Origin of the sequence: Streptococcus sp. HMSC076C08 (assembly GCF_001810825.1) — a bacterium.
GTDB lineage: Bacteria > Bacillota > Bacilli > Lactobacillales > Streptococcaceae > Streptococcus.
In genome coordinates this window covers 63,640-80,674 of record NZ_KV802735.1, presented here as the reverse complement: position 1 = coordinate 80,674, position 17,035 = coordinate 63,640, and the positions used below count along the sequence as shown (strand labels likewise).

15 protein-coding genes and 1 other annotated feature are annotated in these 17,035 nt (G+C 41.2%); of the genes, 13 read left to right on the top strand and 2 right to left on the bottom strand.

Translation table 11 applies throughout. The annotated features are described in order from the left end of the window. The first annotated feature begins 4 nt into the window (after nucleotides 1-4). From ppc to HMPREF2766_RS06650, 13 genes are all read left to right on the top strand, one after another. The gene (gene ppc, locus HMPREF2766_RS06710; RefSeq protein ID WP_070568766.1) at nucleotides 5-2,701 is read left to right on the top strand and encodes a phosphoenolpyruvate carboxylase; all 2,697 of its coding nucleotides are present in this window, start codon (nucleotides 5-7) and stop codon (nucleotides 2,699-2,701) included. Nucleotides 2,702-2,797: 96 nt separating this feature from the next. Beyond that, nucleotides 2,798-3,013, top strand: a binding site (T-box leader). Between the two features lie 118 nt (nucleotides 3,014-3,131). Further along, entirely contained in the window at nucleotides 3,132-4,127 is a 996-nt protein-coding gene (trpX, locus tag HMPREF2766_RS06705; RefSeq protein ID WP_070568763.1) for a tryptophan ABC transporter substrate-binding protein, read from the top strand. A gap of 65 nt (nucleotides 4,128-4,192) precedes the next feature. Continuing rightward, the gene (locus tag HMPREF2766_RS06700; protein WP_070568760.1) at nucleotides 4,193-5,059 is read left to right on the top strand and encodes an ABC transporter permease; all 867 of its coding nucleotides are present in this window, start codon (nucleotides 4,193-4,195) and stop codon (nucleotides 5,057-5,059) included. Next, complete coding sequence (locus HMPREF2766_RS06695) at nucleotides 5,056-5,814, top strand: ABC transporter ATP-binding protein (RefSeq protein ID WP_049505730.1); 759 nt, start codon at nucleotides 5,056-5,058, stop codon at nucleotides 5,812-5,814. The genes HMPREF2766_RS06700 and HMPREF2766_RS06695 overlap by 4 nt, the downstream gene beginning before the upstream one ends. 196 nt (nucleotides 5,815-6,010) lie before the next feature. Then, nucleotides 6,011-7,771 carry a DNA primase gene (gene dnaG / locus HMPREF2766_RS06690; RefSeq protein WP_070568758.1) on the top strand — a complete coding sequence of 587 codons (1,761 nt, stop codon included), beginning with the start codon at nucleotides 6,011-6,013 and terminating at the stop codon, nucleotides 7,769-7,771. 2 nt (nucleotides 7,772-7,773) lie between these two features. Continuing rightward, nucleotides 7,774-8,883 (top strand): RNA polymerase sigma factor RpoD, encoded by a 1,110-nt coding sequence (gene rpoD / locus HMPREF2766_RS06685; protein WP_000201893.1) that lies wholly within the window; start codon nucleotides 7,774-7,776, stop codon nucleotides 8,881-8,883. A gap of 14 nt (nucleotides 8,884-8,897) precedes the next feature. After that, nucleotides 8,898-9,227, top strand: coding sequence for a metal-sulfur cluster assembly factor (locus HMPREF2766_RS06680; RefSeq protein WP_000331930.1), 330 nt, complete (start codon nucleotides 8,898-8,900; stop codon nucleotides 9,225-9,227). 104 nt (nucleotides 9,228-9,331) lie between these two features. After that, nucleotides 9,332-10,384, top strand: a complete 1,053-nt coding sequence (locus HMPREF2766_RS06675; RefSeq protein WP_000677635.1) for a glycosyltransferase family 4 protein — start codon at nucleotides 9,332-9,334, stop codon at nucleotides 10,382-10,384. 8 nt (nucleotides 10,385-10,392) lie between these two features. Beyond that, entirely contained in the window at nucleotides 10,393-11,718 is a 1,326-nt protein-coding gene (locus HMPREF2766_RS06670) for a glycosyltransferase family 4 protein (RefSeq protein ID WP_070568755.1), read from the top strand. A gap of 20 nt (nucleotides 11,719-11,738) precedes the next feature. Beyond that, the gene (locus HMPREF2766_RS06665) at nucleotides 11,739-11,927 is read left to right on the top strand and encodes a PspC domain-containing protein (RefSeq protein WP_180364415.1); all 189 of its coding nucleotides are present in this window, start codon (nucleotides 11,739-11,741) and stop codon (nucleotides 11,925-11,927) included. Nucleotides 11,928-11,956: 29 nt separating this feature from the next. Further along, nucleotides 11,957-12,091 (top strand): DUF4044 domain-containing protein, encoded by a 135-nt coding sequence (locus tag HMPREF2766_RS06660; RefSeq protein WP_000863851.1) that lies wholly within the window; start codon nucleotides 11,957-11,959, stop codon nucleotides 12,089-12,091. Between the two features lie 71 nt (nucleotides 12,092-12,162). Further along, nucleotides 12,163-13,473 (top strand): GTPase ObgE, encoded by a 1,311-nt coding sequence (gene obgE / locus HMPREF2766_RS06655; protein ID WP_070568752.1) that lies wholly within the window; start codon nucleotides 12,163-12,165, stop codon nucleotides 13,471-13,473. A gap of 9 nt (nucleotides 13,474-13,482) precedes the next feature. After that, nucleotides 13,483-13,647, top strand: coding sequence for a hypothetical protein (locus HMPREF2766_RS06650; protein WP_000502578.1), 165 nt, complete (start codon nucleotides 13,483-13,485; stop codon nucleotides 13,645-13,647). A gap of 35 nt (nucleotides 13,648-13,682) precedes the next feature. Here HMPREF2766_RS06650 and HMPREF2766_RS06645 read toward each other — a convergent pair whose 3' ends face one another. Together HMPREF2766_RS06645 and HMPREF2766_RS06640 are read right to left on the bottom strand one after the other, a co-directional pair. After that, on the bottom strand, nucleotides 13,683-14,153 hold the full coding sequence (locus tag HMPREF2766_RS06645; protein ID WP_001043018.1) for an arginine repressor: 471 nt from the start codon (nucleotides 14,151-14,153) through the stop codon (nucleotides 13,683-13,685). Between the two features lie 522 nt (nucleotides 14,154-14,675). Then, nucleotides 14,676-16,958 carry a Xaa-Pro dipeptidyl-peptidase gene (locus HMPREF2766_RS06640; RefSeq protein WP_070568749.1) on the bottom strand — a complete coding sequence of 761 codons (2,283 nt, stop codon included), beginning with the start codon at nucleotides 16,956-16,958 and terminating at the stop codon, nucleotides 14,676-14,678. Nucleotides 16,959-17,035 lie beyond the last annotated feature (77 nt).

The following is a 17,035-nucleotide window of genomic DNA, read 5'->3' as shown; positions in this document are numbered from 1 at the left end:
GTATATGTCTCTTCAAAAATTAGAAAACTATAGTAATAAAGCAGTCGTCCAAGAAGAAGTCTTGATTCTGACTGAGCTATTAGAAGATATCACAAAAAATATGCTGGCGCCAGAAACCTTTGAAAAGATTATCCAGTTGAAGGAATTATCAACTAGCGAGAATTATCAAGGGTTAAATGACCTAGTGACCAGTCTTTCGAATGAAGAAATGATTTACATTTCACGCTATTTCTCTATCCTTCCACTTTTGATTAATATCTCTGAGGATGTGGATTTGGCCTATGAAATCAATCACCAAAATAATGTGGACCAAGACTATCTAGGGAAACTATCTACAACGATTAAGATGGTAGCTGAAAAAGAAAATGCAGCCGAAATTTTAGAAAAGTTAAATGTCGTTCCTGTCTTGACCGCCCATCCAACGCAAGTACAACGCAAGAGTATGCTGGATTTGACCAACCATATCCATACGCTTTTGCGCAAGTACCGTGATGTCAAACTCGGTTTGATTAATAAAGAAAAATGGCACACGGATCTCCGTCGTTATATTGAAATTATCATGCAAACGGACATGATTCGTGAGAAGAAATTGAAAGTAACCAACGAAATCACCAACGTGATGGAGTATTACCAAAGTTCTTTCCTGAATGCTGTTCCGCGTTTAACGGCTGAGTATAAAAAATTGGCTAAAGAACAAGGTATCGAGCTCCAACATCCAAAACCAATTACTATGGGGATGTGGATCGGAGGAGACCGTGATGGAAATCCTTTCGTAACAGCGGAAACTCTTAACAAATCAGCCTTGACTCAGTGCGAAGTCATCATGAACTACTATGATGAAAAGATTTATAATCTTTATCGTGAATTTTCACTGTCAACCAGCATCGTGAATGTCAGCGACAAGGTTCGTGAGATGGCGCTGAAGTCACAAGATAACTCCATTTATCGCGAAAAAGAACTCTATCGTCGTGCCCTCTTTGACGTCCAAGCTAAGATGCAGGCAACCAAGGCTTATCTCATTGAAGACAAGGACCTTCAACCTAGATATGCCACTGCAGATGAATTTTATCAAGATTTGTTGGCCATTCGCGACTCTCTCCTTGAGAACAAAGGAAAATACCTGATTTCAGGAGAATTTGTCGAGTTGATGCAAGCTGTCGAAATTTTTGGTTTCTACCTTGCTTCTATTGATATGCGCCAGGATTCTAGTGTTCACGAAGCCTGTGTGGCTGAATTGCTAGCATCAGCTGGTATTAACGACCATTATAGCGACCTTTCTGAAGACGAAAAATGTACCCTCCTCTTAAAAGAGTTGGAAGAAGACCCTCGTATCCTCTCAGCGACTCATGCTGAAAAGTCAGAACTGCTTGAAAAAGAACTCTCTATCTTTAAAGCTGCGCGCAAGTTGAAGGATAAACTGGGTGAAAATGTTATTCGTCAAACCATCATTTCGCACGCAACCAGTGTATCCGATATGTTAGAGCTAGCCATTATGCTTAAGGAAGTCGGCTTGGTGGATGCCCAAAAAGCCCGCGTTCAGATTGTTCCTCTCTTTGAAACGATTGAAGATTTGGATCACTCAGAAGAAACCATGAGAAGATATTTCTCTCTTCCTTTGGCTAAAAAATGGATTGCTTCAAAAGACAACTACCAAGAAATCATGCTTGGCTACTCTGATAGTAACAAAGACGGTGGTTACCTATCCTCATGTTGGACTCTCTATAAAGCGCAACAACAACTGACTGCTATTGGGGATGAATTTGGCGTTAAGGTTACTTTCTTCCATGGTCGTGGTGGTACTGTGGGTCGTGGTGGTGGACCAACTTATGAAGCCATCACATCTCAACCGCTCAAGTCTATTAAGGACCGTATCCGTCTGACTGAGCAAGGAGAAGTCATTGGAAATAAATACGGTAACAAAGATGCTGCTTATTACAACCTTGAAATGTTGGTTTCTGCAGCCATTAACCGTATGATTACCAAGAAGAAGAGTGATACCAATACGTCAAATCGTTACGAAGCCATCATGGATCAAGTAGTAGACCGTAGTTATGATATCTACCGTGATTTGGTCTTTGGAAATGAACATTTCTATGACTATTTCTTTGAATCAAGTCCAATCAAGGCTATTTCCAGCTTCAATATCGGTTCGCGTCCAGCAGCTCGTAAGACCATCACTGAAATCGGTGGTTTGCGTGCTATCCCTTGGGTTTTCTCATGGTCACAAAGCCGTGTCATGTTCCCTGGATGGTACGGAGTTGGATCAAGCTTTAAAGAGTTTATAGATCAAGATCCGAAGAATATCGAGTTTCTTCGAGATATGTACCAAAACTGGCCTTTCTTCCAATCTTTGCTTTCCAATGTAGACATGGTCTTGTCTAAGTCTAATATGAACATTGCTTTTGAATATGCCAAGCTCTGTGAAGACGAAGAAGTACAAGCTATCTACTACACTATTTTAGATGAATGGCAGTTGACTAAGGACGTTATTTTAGCTATCGAAGGTTATGACGAACTCTTGGCAGAAAACTCTTACCTAAAAGACAGTCTAAACTATCGTATGCCTTACTTTAATATCCTGAACTACATCCAGTTGGAGTTGATCAAACGTCAACGTCGCGGCGAATTGTCGGCTGACGAAGAAAAACTGATTCATACAACTATCAACGGAATTGCAACTGGTTTGCGTAATTCAGGCTGATATTCTACAAACTTCCTCTTTTATAAAGGGGAAGTTTTTGAATTGTTTAAAAAATTCTAAAAATAAGCTTGACAAGTAGTTGAAAAATGATATAATTTAAACATTCAGAAAGTAATCATACTCATTTTTTAGAGAGTCTGTGGTTGGTGAAAGCAGATAGATGAAAGTGATGAAATTGGGCTGAATGTACTTAAGAATTTGAAATCATAAAAATTCGGTGAGCACACCTTACAGTGCAACTCGTTATTGCGAGAAAGAGCGATAGGGATATTCCCTATAATTGAGGTGGCACCGCGCATCGACGTCCTCACACAAGTTTTTTGTGTGAGGACTTTTTCTATGAGGAGGAAAGATATTGGAATTTAAACGATGGCATCGCTTGATGATGTGATTTAAAAAATTAAGGTAAAAGAATTAAGGAGAAAGAAAAATGAAAAATAAACGTTTGATTGGAATTGTCGCTGGATTAGCAGTATTGGTGGTGGCTAGCTTGATTTATTCATCAATGAACAAGCCAGCAGCTAAGGAAGAGCAAAAGGTTGCTAAGGTTGGTGTCCTTCAATTTGTTAGTCACCCATCCTTGGACTTGATTTACCAAGGAATTCAAGATGGACTAGCTGAAGAAGGCTATAAGGACGACCAAGTAAAAATCGACTTTATGAACTCTGAAGGCGATCAGAGCAAGGTTGCAACCATGAGTAAACAATTGGTAGCAAATGGAAACGATGTAGTTGTTGGGATTGCAACACCAGCAGCTCAAGGACTTGCAAGTGCTACTAAAGATCTACCAGTTATCATGGCTGCTATTACAGACCCAATCGGTGCTAACTTGGTCAAAGATTTGAAAAAACCAGGTGGCAACATAACAGGGGTATCAGACCACAACCCTGCTGAACAGCAAGTGGAATTGATTAAAGCTTTGACACCAAATGTCAAAACAATCGGCGCTCTTTACTCAAGTAGCGAAGATAACTCAAAAACACAGGTAGAAGAATTCAAGGCTTATGCTGAAAAAGCAGGTTTGACAGTCGAAACATTTGCTGTTCCATCAACAAATGAAATTGCTTCAACAGTTAATGTCATGACAAGTAAGGTCGATGCGATTTGGGTTCCAATTGACAACACCATTGCATCAGCATTCTCAACAGTTGTTTCAAGCAACCAAACAGCTAAAAAGCCAATCTACCCAAGTGCTACTGCCATGGTAGAAGCAGGTGGATTAGCATCTGTAGTAGTTGACCAACACGATCTTGGAGTGGCTACTGGTAAAATGATTGCCAAAGTTTTGAAAGGTGAAAAACCAGCTGATACGCCAGTTAATGTCTTTTCAACTGGTAAGTCAGTGATTAACAAAAAACTAGCGCAGGAACTTGGTATCACCATTCCTGAGTCCGTTCTAAAAGAAGCAGGACAAGTGATTGAATAAAGATAAAGGAGGAGCTGGACACATCTCCTCCCATTTTTACTAAAGAAAGAAATGAGTGAAAGATTATGATAGTATCCATTATTTCTCAGGGGATGGTCTGGGCGATTTTAGGTTTGGGAATCTTTATGACTTTTCGAATTTTGAATTTCCCTGATATGACTACTGAAGGTTCTTTTCCTCTTGGGGGAGCAGTAGCTGTAACCTTGATAACACAGGGAGTCAATCCGTTTTTAGCGACCTTAGCTGCAGTAGGAGCGGGCTGTCTAGCTGGAATGGCGACAGGTCTCTTATATACCAAAGGAAAAATCCCAACTCTCTTATCAGGGATTTTAGTCATGACTTCCTGCCATTCCATCATGCTCATGATTATGGGGCGTGCCAATCTGGGGCTTCTTGGAACCAAGCAAATTCAGGATTTCTTGCCTTTCGATTCAGACCTTAACCAACTCCTGACTGGATTAATCTTTGTAGCTCTTGTTATTGGTCTCATGCTCTTTTTCCTTGATACCAAACTAGGTCAGGCCTACATCGCTACAGGTGACAATCCTGATATGGCTCGTAGCTTTGGTATCAATACGGGACGTATGGAACTCATGGGTTTGGTTCTCTCAAATGGGATTATCGCGCTTGCAGGGGCCTTAATTGCTCAACAAGAAGGATACGCGGATGTTTCTCGAGGAATTGGCGTGATTGTCGTAGGGCTTGCTAGCTTGATTATTGGTGAGGTTTTGTTCAAGAGTTTGACCCTGGCAGAGCGACTCATGACCATCGTCGTAGGGTCTATTGCTTATCAATTCCTCGTTTGGGGAGTGATTGCTCTTGGGTTTAATACAAGTTATCTTCGTTTGTACAGCGCCTTGATTTTGGCAGTTTGCCTCATGATTCCAACCTTCAAAAGCAAATACCTGAAAGGAGTCAAGTTTAGCAAATGACAGCAATTGTAGAATTAAAAAATGCTACCAAGGTCATCACAAATGGCTTTGACGAGGAAAAAATCATTCTGAATGATGTTTCTCTTGAAATTTTCGAACATGATTTCATTACCATCCTAGGGGGAAATGGAGCTGGGAAGTCAACGCTTTTTAACACGATTGCAGGTACCTTACCTTTAACAAGTGGGAGTATCCGTATCATGGGCGAGGATGTGACGCATTTTTCACCTGAAAAGCGGGCTAAGTACTTGTCTCGTGTCTTTCAGGATCCTAAGATGGGGACGGCTCCCCGTATGACGGTGGCGGAAAATCTCTTGATTGCCAAGTTTCGTGGTGAGAAGAGAGGACTCCTTCCTAGAAGACTTTCAAGCCATCGGGAAGAGTTTCAGACAACCATTGAAAAAGTGGGAAATGGTCTTGAAAAACATCTCGACACTCCGATTGAGTTTCTTTCAGGTGGTCAACGTCAGGCCTTGAGTCTCTTGATGGCAACCTTGAAGCGACCAGAGTTGCTCTTGTTGGATGAACACACAGCAGCTCTCGACCCAAAGACCAGTGTTGCTTTGATGGAGTTAACAGATGACTTTGTTAGCAAGGATCATCTAACAGCCTTGATGATTACCCACCATATGGAAGATGCACTGAAGTATGGCAATCGTCTGATAGTCATGAAGGAGGGTCGTATCATCCAAGACCTCAATAAAGAAGAAAAAGCCAAGATGAAAATTTCAGACTACTATCAATTATTTGAATAGATGAGCCTGTATTTCATCAAAAAATAGTGAGGATTAACTTAGAAACATGAAAGTGTTTCTGAGTTTTTTATCTCCTCTTTCTATCTAGAAAAATAAGGCAAAGAGAATTACGGAAAGCGTATGAAATGGTTTACTTTTTTTCAGAAATAAGCTATACTAGTTTACGTGAAACTATGATAAGATGGAGGTATTGTGTATGGTTGACAAGCAAGTCATTGAAGAAATCAAAAACAATGCCAACATTGTGGAAGTCATAGGTGATGTGATTTCTTTACAGAAGGCTGGACGGAACTATTTAGGGCTCTGTCCTTTTCATGGTGAAAAGACCCCCTCTTTCAACGTTGTGGAAGACAAGCAGTTTTATCACTGTTTTGGCTGTGGGCGCTCAGGAGATGTCTTTAAGTTCATCGAAGAATACCAAGGCGTGTCCTTCATGGAAGCCGTTCAGCTCTTAGGAGAGCGCGTCGGTATTCAACTAGCTATGCCTGTTCAGTCTCGTCCCCAACAAGCTTCCCCTCATCAAGCTCTATATGATATGCATGAAGAAGCTGCCCGTTTTTACCATGCCATCCTCATGACGACAAAGATGGGAGAAGAAGCAAGGGCTTATCTCTACAAACGCGGATTGACAGACGATGTTCTGAAGCACTTCCAGATTGGACTGGCTCCAGCAGAGAGAACTTATCTCTATCAACGTTTGGCTGACAAGTTTGAGGAAAAGGATTTATTGGATTCGGGCTTGTTTTATCTGTCAGATGGTAATCAATTTTATGATACTTTTTTTGGACGGATCATCTTTCCTTTGACTAATGACAAGGGGCAGGTTATTGCATTTTCAGGTCGTATCTGGCAAGAAACGGACAGTCAGACTGCCAAATATAAAAATAGTCGCTCGACTGCAATTTTTAACAAGAGTTACGAATTGTATCATTTGGACAAGGCAAAAAAGGGAACAGGTAAGATTACAGAGCTCTATCTGATGGAAGGCTTCATGGATGTGATCGCAGCCTACCGTGCTGGTATAGAAAATGCTGTGGCTTCCATGGGAACAGCCTTAAGCAAGGAGCATGTTGATCACCTCAAACGCTTTACCAAAAAGATAGTTCTCAGCTATGATGGTGACAAGGCAGGGCAGGCAGCAACAGCCAAGGCTCTAGAGGAATTAAAAGACTTCTCAGTGGAGGTTGTTCGAGTACCTGATGCCATGGACCCAGATGAGTATTTGCAAAAGAATTCTCCTGAAGATCTGGCTTACCTTTTAACCAAGACTCGGATCAGTCCTATAGAGTTCTATATTCACCAGCTCAAGCCAGAAAATAGTGATAACTTGCAGGCGCAAATCGAGTTCATTGAAAAGATTGCACCCCTAATCGCCAAAGAAAAGTCTATCACTGCCCAGAATTCTTATATCCACATTCTGGCGGATAATCTACCTTCGTTTGATTACCAGCAGGTGGAACAGATAGTAAATGAAAGTCGCATTGTTCAGAGGCAGGAAAGAGTCAAAGAGGAGCAACCTCCAGCAGCGATTAGTTTACCTGTAACGCGGCAACTGACAGCAGTCATGAGAGCAGAGGCTCATCTCCTCTATAGGATGGCTGAGAATCCAGTTGTTCTAAATGACTACCGATTAAGAGAAGATTTTTTCTTTGATACCCCAGAATTTCAGATTCTTTACGAATTATTAAGTGAGCAGGGAGAAATCGGCTCAGAGGAGCTTTCTCATCAGACGCCTGAGGTTGAAAATGCTTGGTACCACGTGCTTAGCTTGGATTTGCCAGTTGAGATATCGCCTCAAGAGCTAGCGGAAGTCGAAGCGACTCGAAACCGTGCCCTCCTCAGCAAGGACAACTTAAGAATTAAAAAGAAAGTGCAGGAAGCTAGCCATGTAGGAGATACAGACACAGCCTTGGAAGAATTGCAACGATTGATTTCCCAAAAGAGAAGAATGGAGTAATAATGGCAACAAAACAAAAAGAAGTAACCACATTTGATGTGCAAGTAGCAGACTTTATCCGTAACCACAAAAAAACAGGAACAGCAACAGATGATGAAATCAATTCAAGTCTGGTTATTCCTTTCACCCTCGATGCAGACGGCATTGAAGACCTTTTGCAACGGATTCAGGATGCTGGCATTTCTATCACAGACAACGAAGGAAATCCAAGTGCACGTGTGCTTAGTACAGAAGAAGAGCCTGAACTTAGTGATGAGGACTTGATTGGCTCAACCTCTGCCAAGGTTAATGACCCTGTCCGTATGTATTTGAAGGAAATTGGGGTTGTTCCTCTCTTGACCAATGAAGAAGAAAAAGAATTGGCTTTAGCTGTTGAAGCTGGTGATATCGAAGCCAAACAGCGTCTTGCAGAAGCCAACCTTCGTTTGGTAGTTTCGATTGCGAAGCGATACGTAGGTCGTGGTATGCAGTTTCTTGATTTGATTCAAGAAGGAAACATGGGCTTGATGAAAGCCGTGGACAAATTTGACTATTCAAAAGGTTTTAAGTTTTCTACCTATGCAACTTGGTGGATTCGTCAGGCAATCACTCGTGCCATCGCTGATCAGGCTCGTACCATTCGTATCCCTGTTCACATGGTTGAAACGATTAACAAGCTTGTTCGTGAACAACGTAATCTTCTTCAAGAATTGGGCCAAGATCCAACTCCTGAACAAATCGCTGAGCGTATGGATATGACACCTGACAAGGTCCGTGAAATCTTGAAAATCGCCCAAGAGCCTGTATCACTTGAAACACCGATTGGTGAAGAGGACGACAGCCATCTTGGGGACTTTATCGAAGACGAAGTGATTGAAAATCCAGTAGACTACACAACTCGAATCGTTTTGCGTGAGCAGTTGGATGAAGTCTTGGATACTCTTACAGACCGTGAAGAAAACGTTCTGCGTCTTCGTTTCGGTTTGGACGATGGGAAAATGCGTACTCTTGAAGATGTTGGTAAAGTCTTTAACGTGACTCGTGAGCGTATCCGTCAGATTGAGGCCAAGGCTTTGAGAAAATTGCGTCAACCAAGTCGCAGCAAACCCCTTCGTGATTTTATTGAAGACTAAGAGTGAGGAATAACATGGCTTATACAGAAGAGCAAATCGAAACGATCAAAACACGCATTTTAAATGCTTTGGAAGAAGTCATCGACCCTGAGTTGGGGATTGATATTGTCAACCTAGGTTTAATTTATGAAATTCGTTTTGATGGTGAAACAGGTCACACTGAAATTGATATGACCTTGACAACTATGGGCTGCCCACTGGCTGACCTTTTGACAGACCAGATACACGATGCGATGACAGATGTGCCTGAGGTAACCAATACCGAAGTTAAATTGGTCTGGTATCCAGCTTGGACAGTTGAAAAAATGAGCCGATACGCGCGTATCGCCCTAGGAATTAAATAAAGACTAAGAATAATGCGAGAGACGATTGGAAAATAGGGTGAATTTATCCTTTTTCCTATGGTCTCTTCTTTCTTTTGCTGATTTTCTAGAAATAAAATGGTATAATGAAAGGTATGGAAAACGAAAAATTGCGTATTAATATGCTGAGTTCAAGTGAAAAAGTAGCTGGTCAAGGAGTGTCAGGAGCATATAGAGAATTGGTTAGTCTCCTTCACCGTGATGCCAAAGACCAGTTGATTGTTACAGAGAATCTTCCTGTTGAGGCAGATGTAACTCACTTTCATACCATTGATTTCCCTTATTATTTATCTACTTTCCAAAAGAAACGCTCTGGGAGAAAAATTGGCTATGTGCATTTTTTGCCTGATACGCTTGAGGGGAGTTTAAAGATTCCATTTTTCCTAAAAGGAATTGTCAAACGCTATGTTTTTTCCTTTTACAACCGAATGGAACACTTGGTGGTGGTCAATCCCATGTTTATCGAGGATTTGGTGGCTGCTGGTATTCCGCGTGAAAAAGTAACTTACATTCCAAACTTTGTAAACAAAGAAAAATGGCATCCATTACCAGCTGAACAGGTTGCACAACTCCGGAAGGAAATGGATCTTGCGGAAGATCAGTTTGTCGTAATCGGTGCGGGTCAGGTTCAGAAACGTAAAGGAATTGATGATTTTATCCGTCTTGCTGAGGAATTGCCAGAAATTACCTTTATCTGGGCAGGTGGTTTTTCATTTGGTGGGATGACAGATGGTTATGAACGCTACAAGAAGATAATGGACAATCCACCCAAAAATCTTATTTTCCCTGGAATTGTGTCACCGGAACGGATGCGGGAACTTTACGCTATGGCGGATCTATTCTTGCTACCAAGTTACAATGAATTATTCCCTATGACTATCTTAGAGGCCGCTAGTTGCGAGGCTCCTATTATGTTAAGAGATTTGGATCTGTATAAGGTTATTCTTGATGGGAATTATCGTGCTACAAGTGATGTTTCCGAGATGAGAGAAGCAATCCTAGAATACAAGAATGACCCTGAAGCCTTAAAGGACTTGAAAGAAAAAGCTCGTGAGATTTCCAAAGAGTACTCTGAGGAGCATTTGTTGGAAATCTGGTTAAAATTTTATCGAGAACAGGCTGCTTTGGGCAAAAAGTGAGGTAATTTATGCGAATTGGTTTATTTACAGACACCTATTTCCCTCAAGTTTCCGGGGTTGCGACTAGTATACGGACCTTGAAAACTGAGCTTGAAAAGCAAGGACATGCAGTTTTTATCTTTACAACGACTGATAAAGACGTGAACCGATACGAGGATTGGCAAATTATTCGCATTCCGAGTGTCCCTTTCTTTGCGTTTAAGGATCGACGATTTGCCTACCGAGGTTTTACAAAGGCGCTTGAAATTGCCAAGCAGTATCAACTCGATATCATTCATACCCAGACAGAATTTTCTCTTGGTTTGTTAGGGATTTGGATTGCGAGAGAATTGAAAATTCCAGTTATTCATACCTACCATACCCAGTATGAAGACTATGTGCATTACATTGCTAAGGGCATGCTAATTCGTCCGAGTATGGTAAAATATTTGGTGCGAGGCTTTCTTCATGATGTAGATGGCGTAATTTGCCCTAGTGAGATTGTTCGTGACCTTTTATCGAAATACAAAGTTAAGGTTGAAAAGCGTGTCATCCCAACTGGAATTGAGCTGGCTAAGTTTGAACGACCTGAGATCAAAGAGGAAAACTTGCAAGAACTTCGTTCGAAGTTAGGTATTCAGGAAGGCGAGAAAATGTTGCTGAGTCTTTCTCGTATCTCCTTTGAGAAGAATATCCAAGCAGTCTTAGCTGCCTTTGCGCAGGTTTTGAAAGAAGAAGACAAGGTGAAGTTGGTTGTTGCTGGGGACGGACCTTATCTGGACAGTCTGAAAGAACAAGCAGGGAAATTAAACATACAAAAACATGTGATTTTTACAGGTATGATTGCTCCAAGTGAGACAGCCTTGTACTATAAAGCAGCTGATTTCTTTATTTCAGCATCTACGAGTGAAACTCAGGGTTTAACCTATCTAGAAAGTCTAGCCAGTGGAACGCCTGTTATCGCTCATGGCAATCCCTATCTTGAAAATCTGATCAATGATAAAATGTTTGGGACCCTCTACTATGGAGAACGAGAGCTTGCGGGCGCTATCCTTGAAGCATTGATCGCTACTCCTGATATGACTGAACAAAAGTTGGCGGATAAGTTGTACGATATTTCGGCTGAGAATTTTGGGAAACGAGTTCATGAGTTTTACCTTGATGCTATTATCTCAAATAACTTTGAACATGAGTTACATGATGGACAGCCTGTCACTCAGCGCTTCTTAAAAACGATTCTCTATCTACCTCAACAGGCTGTTACAAGCCCAGTAAAAGAATCCAAGCGTATTTTAAGAGCGTCTCGAAAACAATTGTCTAGCATCAGAGATTATTGGAGAGACGAATTCAAATAATAGAATAAGAGGAAGAAAAAATGAAAAAACTAATGAGAAGTGGCAAAGATCAGAAAATTGGAGGCGTTTGCGCAGGAGTGGCCCACTATTTTGATATTGATCCGACGATTGTCCGTGTGATTTGGGGAGTTCTAGCCTTTTGTTATGGAGCAGGGGTTCTGGCTTACTTGATTTTGTGGGCAATTGCACCTGTTTCTACAGAATATTAAATTAGAATTATATAGAAAAAGGAGAAGTTATGGCTTTTGGAGATAACGGAAAACGTAAAAAAACTTTGTTTGAAAAGGTGACACTTGTTGTCGTGCTCATCATGTTGTTTGTAACCCTTGCTGGTATCTTTGCAACTGCGCTTGGAGCTTTTAGTAGATTTTAAGCAAGCTACGAGGATAGAAACAATAACTAATGACTGGGTTCTCCCCAGCCTTTTTAAAGTGAGAAGAAAATATGAGTATGTTTTTAGATACAGCCAAGATTAAGGTCAAGGCTGGTAATGGTGGCGACGGCATGGTTGCCTTTCGCCGTGAAAAATATGTCCCTAATGGCGGTCCTTGGGGTGGTGATGGTGGACGTGGAGGTAATGTTGTTTTCGTGGTAGACGAAGGCTTACGTACCTTGATGGATTTCCGTTATAACCGTCATTTCAAGGCTGATTCTGGTGAAAAAGGGATGACCAAAGGAATGCACGGACGTGGTGCAGAAGATCTTCGTGTTCGCGTACCACAGGGGACTACTGTACGTGATGCGGAAACAGGAAAAGTCATTACAGACTTGATTGAACATGGTCAGGAATTTATCGTGGCTCATGGCGGTCGAGGTGGTCGTGGAAATATCCGTTTTGCCACTCCCAAAAATCCTGCACCTGAAATCTCTGAGAATGGAGAGCCGGGTCAGGAACGTGAGTTGCAACTGGAATTGAAGATTCTAGCAGATGTTGGTCTAGTTGGTTTTCCATCAGTTGGGAAGTCAACTTTACTCAGTGTCATCACTTCAGCTAAACCTAAAATCGGTGCTTACCACTTTACGACCATTGTCCCTAATCTAGGTATGGTTCGTACGCAGTCAGGTGAATCTTTTGCAGTAGCAGATCTTCCAGGTTTGATTGAAGGGGCTAGTCAAGGGGTTGGTCTTGGAACCCAGTTTCTCCGTCATATTGAACGTACACGAGTTATCCTCCATGTCATCGATATGTCAGCTAGCGAAGGACGTGATCCTTATGAGGATTACCTTGCTATCAATAAGGAATTAGAATCCTATAACCTTCGTCTCATGGAACGTCCACAGATTATCGTGGCCAACAAGATGGATATGCCTGAAAGTCAGGAAAATCTTAAAACTTTCAAGGAAAAGTTAGCAGCAAACTACGACGAGTTTGAGGAACTTCCAGCCATCTTCCCAATTTCTGGATTGACCAAGCAAGGCTTGGCGACTCTTTTGGACGCGACAGCCGAGTTGTTAGACAAGACTCCAGAATTCCCAATTTATGATGAATCCGATATGGAAGAAGAGGCTTACTATGGCTTTGACGAGGAAGAAAAAGCCTTTGAGATTAGTCGTGATGATGATGCGACATGGGTACTTTCTGGTGAAAAACTCATGAAACTCTTTAACATGACCAACTTTGACCGTGACGAATCGATCATGAAGTTTGCTCGCCAGCTTCGTGGTATGGGAGTTGACGAAGCCCTTCGTGCGCGTGGAGCTAAAGATGGCGATTTGGTCCGAATTGGTAAATTTGAATTTGAATTTGTAGACTAGGAGATTGATATGGGAGATAAACCGATATCATTCCGAGATGCAGATGGAAATTTTGTTTCTGCAGCAGATGTGTGGAATGAAAAGAAACTAGAAGAATTGTTTAATCGTCTCAATCCAAAACGTGCTCTTAGATTGGCACGTACAAAGAAAGAAGAAACACAGTCAAAGAAATAAAAAATTCCCGTGATCTTTTGATCACGGGATTTGTTTTATTCACTAAAGAAAAATGGTGGCGCATATTTTTTAAGACTTTCAAAACAAGCTTGCGCTTTTGTAGCATCTTCACAAATAATCATGCAGACATCGTCTCCACAAAGGGTTGCAACGATATCTGGAAAGGCCAAGGAATCAATTACAGATCCAAACGATTGGGCTAAACCGGGTAAAGTTTTCAAAATAACTTGGTGTTGCACAGGACGCAACATAACAAGAGCGTCTTCCATATAATTTTCAAGACGTTTTTCCCACTTGGAGATAGAACCTGTATTCAGCACATAATAAGAATTATCTTCTTCGCGCACTTTTGAAAGGTTCATGGTTTTGATATCGCGTGATAAGGTAGCCTGAGTAACTTGGATATCATTTTCCGCTAATAAGGCTTGTAATTCAGCTTGAGTATGGATTTTGTTTTTTGAAACGAGGGCGCGGATAAGTTGGTGTCTGTGTTCTGATTTGTTCATAAAGTAAGTACTCCTTTTACAAGGTACAGTAGCGTGGACTGAACGCAAACGTCAGTCAGGTGGTAGGCGGTATTGTCACGTATGATGATGTCAAAGTCAGTAGGATAAAGAACTAGACGGAGAGAATCTCCTTCTTTTAACTTGTCACTAGTTTCGCGCAGATAAACTGGGTAGCAATCGGTTTATCTACATTGATGTTCTTTAATGACAGTGAATCATTCAATTTAGGTAGCATTTTGTCACGGCTTGTTGTGAATTTCCTATAAATGTCAATTCACAGAGATTTTCAACATGCTGTCTAGTAGCGTATATGAGAAATGGTGACACATGTTGGTTAGGGGTGTTAGTATCTTTTGTCCAAGTTCCATCTAGGAGCTTCTAAAAAATCTTATTTGAACTGAATTTGATACAAAGTTTATGTTTGATTCGACTGTTCAAGTGGAAAACTTTGATTATAGGAAGTTCAATGGTCAAATTCATGGACTTTTCCTTTGAATACTTCCATATTGAAAGTCTGGTACATTATACCTTTTGACAAGGTAGGATAAGACTAGACTGTGCTAAATCAACAGTCAACTGATAGTCTGTATTATCTCGAATTGTAATCTCAAAGTCTGTTGTGTAGAGAACCAAACGGAGAGTATCTCCTTCTTTAAGTTTGTAGATAGTTGGTTGAAGCTCTAGCTTGAAGTCCATCCATTCATTTGATTGGATTTCTTCAATCGTCAAGAGATTGGTTCGATTTTGAAGATTAAGGTAGCCTTTGGTGAGGACACGTTGGGCACTTGGGTTGAATGGTAGTTCACAGAGATTTTCTAACATATGGTAACGACCATTATCAATGGTTCTAGCACTTAAAATAGCTGGATAAGGCTGTAGATATTTCTTTTGTCCAAGTTCTAACAGTTGGGCTGATAATAGGCCCTTGTTCGTACTCGATTTGACACGAAGTTTCAGCTCCACTCGCCCATTTAAGTGAATGTCTTGACTTACTGGAAGGTCAATGGTGATCTGATTAGCTTTTCCTTGGTAAAGTTCAGTGTTAAAGGTCTGGTAAGTCTTGCCATAACGCTCAAAATCTTTTTGATCATAATGGTTTTGAATCACTTTTTCCTCATTACCAAGAGAGAAGGTATGCAGTTCATCCTGTTTGCCAAAGTCATCAAGACCTTGCCATCTTTGCGGTTCGGTATTGTCCTGCCAGATGACAGTCGGAAGTTGATAGCTTGAGTCAAGTCCTAACAATTTCTTACTTAACAAGGCATTCATGGACTCTCGGAAGTCAATCGACTGCCAGTTATTCATATAGACATGGGCACCATGATGGAAAAAGAGGTGCTTATTGATATGGTTAGGAAGGGCATGAAACATCTGGTAAACATGAAGAGGTTTGACATTCCAATCCTGGGAACCATGTGTAAAGACGACCTCAGCTTGAACCTTATGAGCATTGAGCAGATAGTTGCGGTCATGCCAAAACTGATTGTAGTCACCAGTATTGCGATTTAAATGTTCTTTTACCTTTTCTAAGTCTGCTTGATGAGCTTCATTGCCACGAATATAGTCACCAGCTTGGAGGTTGCGGGAGTAGGTCAATTCAGCAAGTGAGTCAAAATCCTCACCTGGGTATCCACCTGGGCTGGTCACCAGACCATTTTCCCGATAGTAGTTATACCAAGAGGAAATACCTGCTTCCGCAATGATCACTTCTAAGCCATCAACACCAGTGGTGGCGAGACCATTAGACATGGTGCCGAGATAGGAAATTCCTGTTGTTACGACTTTCCCGTTTGACCAGTCAGCCTTAACTTGACGTTTGCGCGTGTGATCCGTGAAAGCACGACAACGACCATTAAGCCAATCAATGACATTTTTATAAGCTTCAATCTGCTGGTAGTCCCCATTGGTCATGAGACCTTGAGAATCTTTGGTTCCAACACCTGATACATAGAGATTGGCAAATCCACGTGGGAGGAAGTAGTCATTGAGTGTGTATGAGCTATTGATATGAGATAGCTTTTCTTCAGCTTCTAAGACGACTTCTGCTTGACCATGAGGTTCGACTAAATTCAGCTTAGGTTCCTCAAGTTCAATGGTGTGGGGCGGTTTGACCTCAAGCTCTCCTTCCATTTTGTAGAGAGCTTTGTCACTGGCTTTATCGTTGGTCCCTTGGTGATAAGGGCTGGCAGTCATGACTGAAGGAATCTGTTCATCATAACGCGGGCGAATAATGCTGACCTTGACTAAGTCAGGGAGTCCGTCTTTATCAGTATCCACACGACTCTCGACATACACGACTTCACGAATGACATCATGAGTAGAGAAGGTTGCTAAGCTCTTACCGTTAAAGTAGTGGTAGTGATTGTCTTCTGAAATGAGTCCATCACTAACAAGCTGATCGATAAGCGTATTTCCTTTTTTCGTTCTCGTATTGAGTAACTGATAAAGATTTTCAATGAGATCTCCATAAACAATAGGAAAACCAGTTTCTTTACGAAACTGTTCGGCATCCTCAAAGTCAACAAGATAGCTAAATCCTAAAAGTTGAAAAACGACTGTGTAGAAAATCTCCGTAGTTAACTCACGGTCTGACTGGAAAAAAGTTACTAAATCTGTTTCTTTATCCGCAGCCAAAGTCGATAAGGCATAATCCGTGTTAGAATAAGTGAAAAAACTCCAACGAATGAAGTCTTCAAACTGTCTTTTTAAGGACAGTTGGGGTGACAGTTTTAGACCAAGACCTTCTAGTTCCTCAAATTGTTGAGAACTAGTGGTTGGTTGGTAGCTGAATTGATTAAAACGCATGTTTCTCTCCTTTGAAAACAGACTGGATTTATTATATCAAAAAAGAGGGAAAAATGGAATAAATAAACTTAAATGAA

Bases quoted from the DNA above. Each gene is read 5' to 3' on its own strand.
- ppc (WP_070568766.1), top strand. From the start codon at position 5: ATGTCTCTTCAAAAATTAGAAAACTATAGTAATAAAGCAGTCGTCCAA.
- dnaG (WP_070568758.1), top strand. From the start codon at position 6,011: ATGGTTGACAAGCAAGTCATTGAAGAAATCAAAAACAATGCCAACATT.
- HMPREF2766_RS06665 (WP_180364415.1), top strand. From the start codon at position 11,739: ATGAAAAAACTAATGAGAAGTGGCAAAGATCAGAAAATTGGAGGCGTT.
- rpoD (WP_000201893.1), top strand. From the start codon at position 7,774: ATGGCAACAAAACAAAAAGAAGTAACCACATTTGATGTGCAAGTAGCA.
- HMPREF2766_RS06650 (WP_000502578.1), top strand. From the start codon at position 13,483: ATGGGAGATAAACCGATATCATTCCGAGATGCAGATGGAAATTTTGTT.
- HMPREF2766_RS06675 (WP_000677635.1), top strand. From the start codon at position 9,332: ATGAAAGGTATGGAAAACGAAAAATTGCGTATTAATATGCTGAGTTCA.
- HMPREF2766_RS06640 (WP_070568749.1), bottom strand. From the start codon at position 16,958: ATGCGTTTTAATCAATTCAGCTACCAACCAACCACTAGTTCTCAACAA.
- obgE (WP_070568752.1), top strand. From the start codon at position 12,163: ATGAGTATGTTTTTAGATACAGCCAAGATTAAGGTCAAGGCTGGTAAT.
- trpX (WP_070568763.1), top strand. From the start codon at position 3,132: ATGAAAAATAAACGTTTGATTGGAATTGTCGCTGGATTAGCAGTATTG.
- HMPREF2766_RS06700 (WP_070568760.1), top strand. From the start codon at position 4,193: ATGATAGTATCCATTATTTCTCAGGGGATGGTCTGGGCGATTTTAGGT.
- HMPREF2766_RS06695 (WP_049505730.1), top strand. From the start codon at position 5,056: ATGACAGCAATTGTAGAATTAAAAAATGCTACCAAGGTCATCACAAAT.
- HMPREF2766_RS06645 (WP_001043018.1), bottom strand. From the start codon at position 14,153: ATGAACAAATCAGAACACAGACACCAACTTATCCGCGCCCTCGTTTCA.
- HMPREF2766_RS06680 (WP_000331930.1), top strand. From the start codon at position 8,898: ATGGCTTATACAGAAGAGCAAATCGAAACGATCAAAACACGCATTTTA.
- HMPREF2766_RS06670 (WP_070568755.1), top strand. From the start codon at position 10,393: ATGCGAATTGGTTTATTTACAGACACCTATTTCCCTCAAGTTTCCGGG.
- HMPREF2766_RS06660 (WP_000863851.1), top strand. From the start codon at position 11,957: ATGGCTTTTGGAGATAACGGAAAACGTAAAAAAACTTTGTTTGAAAAG.